The organism is Streptomyces sp. NPDC127100 (assembly GCF_042724095.1).
In the GTDB taxonomy this organism is placed as follows: domain Bacteria; phylum Actinomycetota; class Actinomycetes; order Streptomycetales; family Streptomycetaceae; genus Streptomyces.
Genome location: NZ_JBHXFL010000046.1, coordinates 48,989 through 59,063 on the forward strand (window position 1 = coordinate 48,989; position 10,075 = coordinate 59,063).

The 10,075-nt window shown below is 72.1% G+C and carries 9 protein-coding genes; 4 read left to right on the forward strand and 5 right to left on the reverse strand.

The features are described from left to right. Positions 1-392: 392 nt before the first annotated feature. Positions 393-1,640: a sensor histidine kinase gene (locus ACFWJB_RS29955; RefSeq protein WP_385466983.1), complete on the reverse strand. Its 1,248-nt coding sequence runs from the start codon at positions 1,638-1,640 to the stop codon at positions 393-395. A gap of 6 nt (positions 1,641-1,646) precedes the next feature. Next, positions 1,647-2,300 (reverse strand): response regulator transcription factor, encoded by a 654-nt coding sequence (locus tag ACFWJB_RS29960; RefSeq protein WP_007387794.1) that lies wholly within the window; start codon positions 2,298-2,300, stop codon positions 1,647-1,649. Positions 2,301-2,770: 470 nt separating this feature from the next. Here ACFWJB_RS29960 and ACFWJB_RS29965 point away from each other — a divergent pair, with 470 nt between their 5' ends. Beyond that, complete coding sequence (locus ACFWJB_RS29965) at positions 2,771-2,944, forward strand: hypothetical protein (RefSeq protein ID WP_362490793.1); 174 nt, start codon at positions 2,771-2,773, stop codon at positions 2,942-2,944. Between the two features lie 95 nt (positions 2,945-3,039). On the opposite strand, the gene ACFWJB_RS29970 is transcribed toward ACFWJB_RS29965, so the two are convergent. Together ACFWJB_RS29970 and ACFWJB_RS29975 are read right to left on the reverse strand one after the other, a co-directional pair. Continuing rightward, a complete protein-coding gene (locus ACFWJB_RS29970) occupies positions 3,040-3,858 on the reverse strand; it encodes an inositol monophosphatase family protein (RefSeq protein ID WP_386926145.1) in 819 nt (272 codons plus the stop codon). An 8-nt stretch (positions 3,859-3,866) separates the two neighbouring features. Further along, complete coding sequence (locus ACFWJB_RS29975) at positions 3,867-4,994, reverse strand: ferrochelatase (protein WP_386926147.1); 1,128 nt, start codon at positions 4,992-4,994, stop codon at positions 3,867-3,869. 141 nt (positions 4,995-5,135) lie between these two features. On the opposite strand from ACFWJB_RS29975, the gene ACFWJB_RS29980 reads away from it, so the two are divergent. Then, positions 5,136-6,398 carry an MFS transporter gene (locus ACFWJB_RS29980; RefSeq protein WP_386926149.1) on the forward strand — a complete coding sequence of 421 codons (1,263 nt, stop codon included), beginning with the start codon at positions 5,136-5,138 and terminating at the stop codon, positions 6,396-6,398. Beyond that, entirely contained in the window at positions 6,337-7,677 is a 1,341-nt protein-coding gene (locus tag ACFWJB_RS29985; protein WP_386926151.1) for a D-arabinono-1,4-lactone oxidase, read from the forward strand. Before ACFWJB_RS29980 ends, ACFWJB_RS29985 begins: the two co-directional genes overlap by 62 nt. Here the strand turns inward: ACFWJB_RS29985 and ACFWJB_RS29990 are convergent. After that, on the reverse strand, positions 7,601-8,440 hold the full coding sequence (locus tag ACFWJB_RS29990; protein ID WP_386926153.1) for a hypothetical protein: 840 nt from the start codon (positions 8,438-8,440) through the stop codon (positions 7,601-7,603). The genes ACFWJB_RS29985 and ACFWJB_RS29990 overlap by 77 nt on opposite strands. Positions 8,441-8,911: 471 nt before the next feature. Between ACFWJB_RS29990 and sepH the strand changes: the two genes are divergently transcribed. Then, entirely contained in the window at positions 8,912-9,970 is a 1,059-nt protein-coding gene (gene sepH, locus ACFWJB_RS29995; RefSeq protein WP_386926155.1) for a septation protein SepH, read from the forward strand. The last annotated feature ends 105 nt before the right edge of the window (positions 9,971-10,075 follow it).

The window sequence follows — 10,075 nt, forward strand, 5'->3', positions numbered from 1 at the left end:
TCTGGGTGTCTGCGGGTGTCTCCAGCGCACGTAACGCATGAGAGGCCGGACTTGTGCCCGACCCGAAGCGGAGATTTTGCCTCACATCAAGGTCTGTTACTCAATCGACACCCAACCGGACTCCTCAAGAGTGATCGGCTTGGATGGCGATGGGGACCGTACACGGTCCGAACGCCGCACTTCAAAGGCGTCCCACCGTGTACTTCCCGTGATCAGGACCCCTGAAAACCGGGATTTTCCCGGCCTTCCGACAGGGTGCATGATCACGGAGAGTGCAGAACGGGAAAGCCGTCGTTGTGATCGATCACACATGCCGAACCCTGGACGCCGACCTGGAAATTGCGCTCAAAGCGAACATCCCCGGTCCACGGCCGGATGTCGGGGTCATGATCTCAGATCGGGAGCGTGACACGCATCACGAGCCCTCCGCCCTCGCGCGGCTGCGCGTAGATGTGCCCGCCGTGCGCCCTGGCGACGGACCGCGCGATGGACAGGCCGAGCCCGACGCCCTTGTCGCTGCCCGTGCGCTCGGTACGCAGCCGCCGGAACGGCTCGAAGAGGTTGTCGATCTCGTACGCCGGCACGACCGGGCCGGTGTTGGTCACGACCAGCACCGCCTGTCCGCTCTCGACCCTCGTGGTGACCTCCACCCAGCCCTCTTCGGCCACGTTGTAGCGCACGGCGTTCTGCACCAGGTTGAGGGCGATCCGCTCCAGCAGCACGCCGTTTCCCTGGACCACCGCGGGCGCGCAGTCGCTCTCGATCCGCACGTCCCTGGTCTCCGCCTCGGCGTGCACCTGGTCGACGGCCTGGCCGGCGACCTCGGCGAGGTCCACGGGCTTGCGCTCGACGATCTGGTTGTCGCTGCGGGCGAGCAGCAGCAGGCCCTCGACGAGCTGCTCGCTGCGCTCGTTGGTGGCCAGCAGGGTCTTGCCGAGCTGCTGGAGCTCCACCGGGGCGCCCGGATCGGACAGGTGCACCTCGAGGAGGGTGCGGTTGATCGCGAGCGGCGTGCGCAGCTCGTGCGAGGCGTTGCCGACGAAGCGCTGCTGGGCCGTGAAGGCCCGTTGCAATCGCTCCAGCATCTCGTCGAAGGTGTCCGCCAGCTCCTTGAGCTCGTCGTCCGGGCCGTCCAGCTCGATGCGCCGGGACAGGTCGGAACCGGCCACGGCGCGCGCGGTGCGGGTGATCCGGCCCAGCGGCGACAGGACCCGGCCGGCCATGGCGTAGCCGAAGGCGAACGCGATCACGGCGAGGCCGAGCAGGGCCAGCAGGGAGCGGCTGAGCAGGTTGTCCAGGGCGACCTGGCGCTGGTGGTCGATGCACTCGCTGATCGCCGCGTTGAACGTGGACAGCGAGAGGTTGCTCGCGTTGTTCACGACCGGGCACTTGTCGCTGGAGACCTTGATGTCGGTGCCGCCGACGATCTTGAACAGCGGTTCGTTGCCCGTGGTCAGGGCCTGCGCCGCCAACAGGTAGATGATCGACAGCAGCAGGATGCCCGCGATCAGGAACATGCCGCCGTAGAGCAGCGTGAGCCTTATCCGGATGGTGGGGCGCAGCCACGGCAGGGGGGTCGCCTGGCGGGGGTCCCAGGTGGGCTTCGGAGGTGTTCCGGGGGGCGCGGGTGTCGTTGCCACGGTGGATCAGATCCGGTAGCCGGAGCCGGGCACGGTGACGATGACGGGCGGCTCGCCGAGCTTGCGGCGCAGGGTCATCACGGTCACGCGCACGACGTTGGTGAACGGGTCGGTGTTCTCGTCCCAGGCCTTCTCCAGCAGCTGCTCGGCCGAGACGACCGCGCCCTCGCTGCGCATGAGCACCTCCAGCACGGCGAACTCCTTGGGGGCGAGCTGGACCTCCTTGCCGTCGCGGAAGACCTCGCGGCGGTTGGGGTCGAGCTTGATCCCGGCACGCTCCAGGACGGGCGGCAGCGGCACGCTGGTGCGCCGGCCGAGCGCGCGCACGCGCGCGATGAGCTCGCTGAAGGCGAAGGGCTTGGGCAGGTAGTCGTCGGCGCCGATCTCCAGGCCCTCGACCCGGTCGCTGACGTCGCCCGAGGCCGTGAGCATCAGCACGCGGGTGGGCATGCCGAGCTCGACGATCCGGCGGCAGACGTCGTCGCCGTGCACGAGGGGGAGGTCGCGGTCGAGGACGACCACGTCGTAGTCGTTGACGCCGATGCGCTCGAGGGCGGCCGCACCGTCGTACACGACGTCGACGGCCATGGCCTCCCGGCGCAGTCCGGTGGCCACCGCATCGGCGAGCAGCTGCTCGTCCTCGACGACGAGTACGCGCACGTCGCTTGTCCTTCCTGTGTCCGCCCGCGCCGGCGCCGTTCGGGCGCACGCGGGCAGGGGGCTCGTGGGTGTGTTGGCCTCCATCCTGCCCTTTTCGGTCATAAGTCGGCGGTAAGGCAGGTGAGCGGCCGGTGAGGCCGGCCGGGGGCGGGCGGGGGGCGCGGCGGCCGGACGCGGAGCGGTCGTCCGGAAAGGAGCGCCGGACCGGGAATGCGAGATTTTCCGGTGCCGTTGAGGTTTCCGCGGGAGGGAGCAGGGGGAGGACGGCTGTACATCCCGCGATCACGCTCTGCCTGTACCGCACGCCACGCGGTGCGACGCGGTCCGCTTCCGCAGAGCGGGCGTGGGTGTCCGGCACCGTCGCCGCCCAGCAGGGCAGCGCTGGGCACTCCACCGGAGACGTGATCGCCCCTTCCGAATCGGCACACCCCCGTGCCACCGACCCACGACCCAGGACGAGGGGGCGCAGCATGGACGCTTTCACCGCAGGACTTCTGCAGCGCATACAGACGACCGAGTCCGACCTGTCCCGTGCCCGCGACGAGGGGGACGAGTTCCTCGTCGAGGTCGAGCTCGGCGAGCTCGACGACCTGCGCCGCCTCGCTGCCGAGCACGGTGTGGAGGTACGGGCGACCGGCGTCTGACCGACCCGTGAGAACGACGGGGCCCCGGCGGGATCCAGCGCCGGGGCCCCGTCGTGTCGGGTCGTCGCCCCGGCGCCGCGGGGCGTCGGGGCCGGTCAGGCGCCGAAGTCCACCAGGAGCCGCTGGAGGGGCTGGAAGACGTCGGGGGTGGCCGCGATCGTCAGATCGCGTGAGGGTCGCTCACCCGGGCGCCCACCGGTCACGGCGCCCGCCTCCCGGGCGATGAGGTCGCCCGCGGCGAGGTCCCAGGGGTGCAGTCCGCGTTCGTAGTAGCCGTCGAGGCGGCCCGCGGCGACGTCGCACAGGTCGATCGCGGCCGAACCGCCGCGCCGGATGTCCCGCACGAGCGGGATCAGCCGCCGCGCGATCTCGGCCTGCTCGGCGCGGACCTCGGCGACGTAGTTGAAGCCGGTGGAGACCAGCGCCTGGTCCAGCGGCGCCGCCGCCCGGCAGGCGAGCCGCCGTTCGCCGGTCCAGGCTCCCGTGGCCCAGGCGCCGCCGCCCCGGACCGCCCAGTACGTCTCGCCCCGCATCGGGGCCACGACCACCCCGGCGACCCGCTCGCCGTCCTGTTCGGCGGCGATGGAGACCGCCCAGGTGGGCAGCCCGTAGAGGTAGTTGACCGTGCCGTCGAGCGGGTCGATCACCCAGCGGACGCCGCTGGTGCCCTCGACGGCGGCCCCCTCCTCGCCGAGGAAGCCGTCGTCGGGGCGCCGGTCGGAGATCAGGCCGGTGATCAGCTCCTCGGCGGCGATGTCCATCTCGGTCACCACGTCGATCGGGCTGGACTTGGTGGCCGCGACCCCGAGGTCGGCCGGGCGGCCGTCGCGCAGCAGTTCGCCCGCGCGGTGGGCGGCCTCCTGGGCGGTCTTCAGCAGCTCCGTGTGGAGGGGGTCGGTCGTCACGTCGCTCACGGGGTTCCTCAGGCGTAGGGGCTGTCGGCGCCCGCGGCTGCGGGCCGGGGGGCGCGGGCGGGGCAGCAGCCGACGGGGCACAGGTCGTGGCTGGCGCCGAGCGCGCCCAGGGCGCACGGCGCGACCTCCTGGCCCCGCTCGGCGGAGGCCCGCTCCAGGACGAGGTCGCGGACCGCGGCGGCGAACCGCGGGTCGGCGCCGACGGTGGCCGAACGGCGCACCGGCAGGCCCAGCTCCCCGGCCTTGGCCGTGGCCTCCGTGTCGAGGTCGTAGAGGACCTCCATGTGGTCGGAGACGAAGCCGATGGGCGCCATCACCACGGCGGGGACGCCGGCCGCGTGGCGCTCCTCCAGGTGGTCGCAGATGTCGGGTTCCAGCCACGGGATGTGCGGGGCGCCGGAGCGCGACTGGTACACGAGCTGCCAGGGGTGGTCGACGCCGGTGCGCTCCCGGACGGCGTCGGCGATCAGCCGCGCCACGTCCAGGTGCTGCCGGACGTAGGCCCCGCCGTCGCCGTGCTCCTCCACGGGGCCGGAGGTGTCGGCGGCGGAGGTGGGGATCGAGTGGGTCGAGAACGCGATGTGCGCGCCGTCCCGGACCTCCTCGGGCAGGTCGGCGAGGGACCGGACGACTCCGTCGACCATGGGCTCGACGAAGCCCGGGTGGTTGAAGTAGTGCCGCAGCTTGTCGATCTCCGGCAGCTCGAGGCCCTCCGCCTCCAGGGCGGCGAGCGCGTCCGCGAGGTTCTCGCGGTACTGACGGCAGCCCGAGTAGGAGGCGTAGGCGCTGGTGGCGAGGACGAGGATGCGGCGGCGGCCGTCGCGCACCATCTCGCGCAGGGTGTCCGTCAGGTACGGCGCCCAGTTGCGGTTGCCCCAGTAGACCGGCAGGTCCAGGCCGTGCTCGGCGAAGTCCTCGCGCAGCGCGTCCAGCAGGGCGCGGTTCTGGTCGTTGATGGGGCTGACCCCGCCGAAGAGGAAGTAGTGCTGTCCGACTTCCTTGAGGCGTTCCTTGGGGATGCCGCGCCCGCGGGTCACGTTCTCCAGGAACGGGACCACGTCGTCCGGGCCCTCCGGGCCGCCGAACGAGAGCAGCAGCAGGGCGTCGTAGGGGCTGGCATCGAGCACGTCAGGCATGTGTCGATCCTGCCACCAGGGACGGACACAGGACATCGCCGGGTGGTCGGGGTGCGTCCGAGGGGGTGCTTTCGGGGCACCCCGGCGCGTAATCTGTATCGACTGCGATCGCACCTTACCGACCCCTCATCGGAGACCTCGTTGCCCAGCCCCTACCGCGCCCTGTTCGCCGCCCCCGGCAGCAAGGGCTTCTCCTTCGCGGGCTTCCTCGGCCGGATGCCGCTGTCGATGATGGGCATCGGCGTGGTGACGATGATCTCGCAGCTCACCGGCCGTTACGGACTGGCGGGCGGACTGTCGGCCACCATCGCGCTGGCCGCCGCCGTGGCCGGGCCCCAGGTCTCGCGGCTGGTGGACCGGTACGGCCAGCGGCGCGTGCTGCGTCCGGCGACGCTTGTCTCGCTCACCGCGGCGGCCGTGCTGCTGCCGGCCGCGCACTACGGATGGCCTGACTGGGTGCTGTTCGCGGCCTGTGTGGGCATCGGCTGCGTGCCGAGCCTCGGCGCGATGGTCCGGGCCCGCTGGGCGGCCATCTACCGGGGCACTCCGCAGCTGCACACCGCGTACTCCTTCGAGTCCGTGGTGGACGAGGTCTGCTTCATCTTCGGGCCGATCATCTCCATCGGCCTGTCCACGGCGTGGTTCCCGGAGGCCGGTCCGCTGCTGGCGGCCTGCTTCCTGGCGGCCGGCGTCTTCTGGCTGACCGCCCAGCGCGCCACCGAGCCCGTGCCGCACCCGCACGACCGCAGGTCCGGCCGCGGCACCGCGCTGAGCTCCCGGGGGCTCCAGGTCCTGGTCGCGACGTTCGTGGCGACGGGGACGATCTTCGGGGCCGTCGACGTGGTCACGGTGGCCTTCGCCGAGGAGGAGGGGCACAAGGCCGCCGCCAGTCTCGTGCTGGCCCTGTACGCGGCGGGCTCCTGCACGGCGGCCATGGTCTTCGGTCTGCTGCGCTTCGCCGGGCCGCCCGAGCGCCGCTGGCTGCTGGGCGTCTGTGCGATGGCCGTGAGTATGATCCCCCTCCTACTGGTCGGAAACTTGCCGTTTCTGGCCGCGGCGCTGTTCGTTGCGGGTCTGTCCATCGCTCCCACGATGATCACGACCATGTCCCTCATCGAAGAGCACGTACCACGCGCGCAGCTCACCGAGGGCATGACCTGGGTGAGTACCGGGCTCGCGGTCGGGGTCGCGCTCGGTTCGTCCGCGGGCGGCTGGGTGATCGACGCGGCCGGGGCGCGTGCCGGGTACTGGGTTCCGGCGGCGGCCGGGGCCGTCGCGGTCGCGGTCGGTTTCCTCGGGTACCGCCGGCTCAAGCGGCCGGCTCCGCGTCGGGGAGGCACCGTTGAGCAGCACGCACCGCACGGCGAGCGGAAAGACGAGCGGGAAGAACCGCACATGGCGTAACTGGGGCGGCAACGTCTCCGCGCGTCCCGCGCGGGAGGTCGCCCCCGCGTCCGTCGAGGAACTGGCGGACGCCGTACGCCGGGCCGCCGAGGACGGGCTGCGGGTCAAGGCCGTCGGCACCGGGCATTCCTTCACGTCCATAGCCGCGACGGACGGGGTGCTGATCCGTCCTCATCTGCTGACCGGCATCCGCCGTGTCGACCGCGACGCCATGACCGTCACGGTCGAGGCCGGCACTCCGCTCAAGAGGCTCAATGTCGCCCTCGCGCGGGAGGGTCTGTCGCTCACGAACATGGGCGACATCATGGAGCAGACGGTGTCCGGGGCCACCAGCACCGGCACCCACGGCACGGGCCGCGACTCGGCCTCGATCGCCGCCCAGATCAAGGGGCTGGAACTGGTCACGGCGGACGGCTCGGTGCTCACGTGCTCCGAGAAGGAGAACCCCGAGGTCTTCGCCGCCGCCCGGATCGGCCTCGGCGCCCTCGGCGTGGTCACCGCGATCACCTTCGCCGTGGAGCCGGTCTTCCTGCTCACGGCCCGCGAGGAACCGATGCCGTTCGAGCGGGTCCTCGCCGACTTCGACGCGTTGTGGGCCGAGAACGAGCACTTCGAGTTCTACTGGTTCCCGCACACCGGCAGCACCAACACCAAGCGCAACAACCGCAGCGCGGGCCCGGCCCGGCCGGTGGGCCGGCTCCAGGGCTGGTTCGAGGACGAGTTCCTCTCCAACGGCGTCTTCCAGGCGGCCAACTGGGTCGGCCGCGCGGTGCCCGCCGCCGTCCCGGCGATCGCGCGGGTCTCCAGCAGGGCCCTGTCCGCGCGGACGTACACCGACATCCCCTACGAGGTCTTCACCTCCCCGCGCCGGGTGCGGTTCGTGGAGATGGAGTACGCCGTGCCGCGCGAGGCCGTCGTCGACACGCTGCGCGAGCTGAGGGCGATGGTCGACCGGTCGGGGCTCAGGATCAGCTTCCCGGTCGAGGTGCGGACCGCTCCGGCCGACGACATCACGCTGTCCACCGCCTCGGGCCGCGACACCGCGTACATCGCCGTCCACATGTTCCGGGGCACGCCCTACCGGGCGTACTTCACCGCAGCCGAGCGCATCTTCACCGAGCACGAGGGACGCCCGCACTGGGGCAAGGTGCACACCCGGGACGCCGCGTACCTCTCCGGGGTGTACCCGCGCTTCGGCGAGTTCACGGCGCTGCGGGACCGTCTTGACCCTGATCGCCGGTTCCAGAACGACTACTTGCGCCGGGTTCTGGGGTCGTAGCCGAGGCGTCGGGGGCCGGGGTCGTGGCCGCGCCGGACCCGTCGCCGCCGGTGGCGCTCGAGGTGGGTGCCGGGTCCGGGCCGTCACCGCCGTCGTCCGGGGAGGTGCCGTCGGACGGCGCACCGTCCGCGGAGCCGCTCGAGGTCCCCGACGGCGTCGCCGCCGGGGCGTCGTCGCCGGTGCCGGGGTCCTGGGAGTCCGCCGGGGCCGGGGATTCGTCCCGGTCGCCGGAGCCGCCCGGCTCCTCCGGGTCCGGCGCGGACCTGCCGTGGCCGGAGAAGGCGCTGCCGACGGTCGTGCTGTGCCCGCCGCTCAGGTTGTGGCCGGAGGCGGCTTCGTAGGCGGTGATCCCGCCCATGGTGACGCCGAAGACGAGGGCCGCCGCGACCAGCGGCCGCTTCCAGTTCGTGACCCGCGCGCGGTAGACGGTGCCCTCGGTGAACTCACCGGGGGCGGGCACGGTGTGCCCGGCGGAGCGTCCGGCACCCGTCGCGGCGCCCGCCTCGGCGGCGCGTCTGGTCCGCATCTGCTCCGCGGTGCGCCGGAAGAAGTGCTGGAACACCGAGCCACCGCAGGTGGCGATGACGCTGATCAGGCCGGCGCCGAGGATCGTGCCGTAGACGCCGAAGGAGGAGGCGAGCTTGGCGGCGACCACGGCCGCCAGGGCGCTGCCGGCGACCTGGGGCACGCTCAAGTCGATCCGCCTGGGTTCCACCTCCGTACGCATGTCCGTATCACCGACGGCTTCGGGCTTTTCACGCATCCCCGGACCTTGCCTGCCTTTCCCGTACGTGTTCGATCAACTGCACGAGAAGGGGACGTGCAGTCGAAACCTTTAGTTCCGTTTCTGGTGATTCCGTGAAGTACGCCACGCGCGGCACCGGAGGAAACGCGCCGGGGCGGCCGAGTGCCCGGCCTTGCCGGAAGTCCGGCGGCGTGCCAATCCACGCAGGTGGCCCGAATGGAGTACTGTGGCGAGCCCTGGGTACGGTCTCCCGGCAGGGAGTTCAGGACCTCGAAGGACCGCCGGGAGGGGGCTAATTGCACAGGGTGACCGAGTCGGTCACTCAGCGTTGCGAATAGGTAACCGTGCCATAACGGCGATTCAGGGCCCGCGCCCGACACGCCGGGCAACTCGGCAAGGTTGTGGCAGGCTGCACCCGGGCAGGCCACACTCGACAGAGCGGAAGCAGCGACGCACGTGACGTCGGCAGGCACCACCCGGGAGGTCCCCATGCCCGAACTGCGTGTCGTGGCCGTCTCGAATGACGGCACACGGCTGGTGCTGAAGGCTGCGGACAGCACGGAGTACACGCTTCCGATCGACGAGCGGCTCCGGGCCGCCGTACGCGGCGACCGTCCCCGCCTCGGCCAGATCGAGATCGAGGTGGAGAGCCATCTCCGCCCCCGCGACATCCAGGCGCGTATACGCGCCGGTGCGACCGCGGAAGAGGTCGCCCAGATGGCCGGCATCCCCGTCGACCGGGTACGCCGCTTCGAGGGACCCGTCCTGGCCGAACGCGCCTTCATGGCGGAGCGGGCCCGCAAGACCCCCGTCCGCCGCCCCGGCGAGAACTCCGGGCCGCCCCTCGGCGAGGCCGTGCAGGAACGGCTGCTGCTGCGCGGCGCCGAGAAGGACACCGTGCAGTGGGACTCGTGGCGCCGCGACGACGGCACCTGGGAGGTCCTGCTGGTCTACCTGGTCGCGGGCGAACCGCACTCGGCGAGCTGGACGTACGACCCGCCCAGGCGGCTCGTCCAGGCCGTGGACGAAGAGGCGCGCGCGCTGATCGGCGAGACCGACGACCTCGCGGCGAACGAGCCCAGCTTCCCGTTCGTCCCGCGCATCGCACGGCTGCCGCGCGACCGGCCGCTGGACCGCACCCTCGACCGGGAGCACCGCGAGCGGCCGAGCCTGCCCGCGCAGCCGTCCGAGCCGGCCGAGGAGACCTCGGTCACCGCCTCGGGTGAGCGCGAACGGGACTCGCTGACCAGCCTGCTGGAGGCGGTACCCAGCTTCCGGGGCGACCTGGTGGTGCCCGAGCGCGTGCCGGAGCCGGTGGAGGAAGCCGCCGAGGAGGCCGAGGTGGAGGAGCCCCCCGCCCCGGCGGCGTCGGCCGGTTCCGCCTACGCCGACGTGCTCATGCCGCGCTCCGTGGGCAGTCACCGGGACCGTCTCACCGGCTCCACCGACCGTCAGGCCGAGGCGGACGGTGTCCGCCCGGGGCGCCGTGCGGCGGTGCCGAGCTGGGACGAGATCGTCTTCGGGACCCGGCGCAAGAAGCAGGAGTAGGCGGGCCGTTCCCCGTCCGAGGTCCGGGTCGCCCCCCCCCGCGGGCACCCCCGCCACCTACCTGGGTCCGACAAGGGGGGCCCCCCCCCCCCCCCCCGCCCGCCC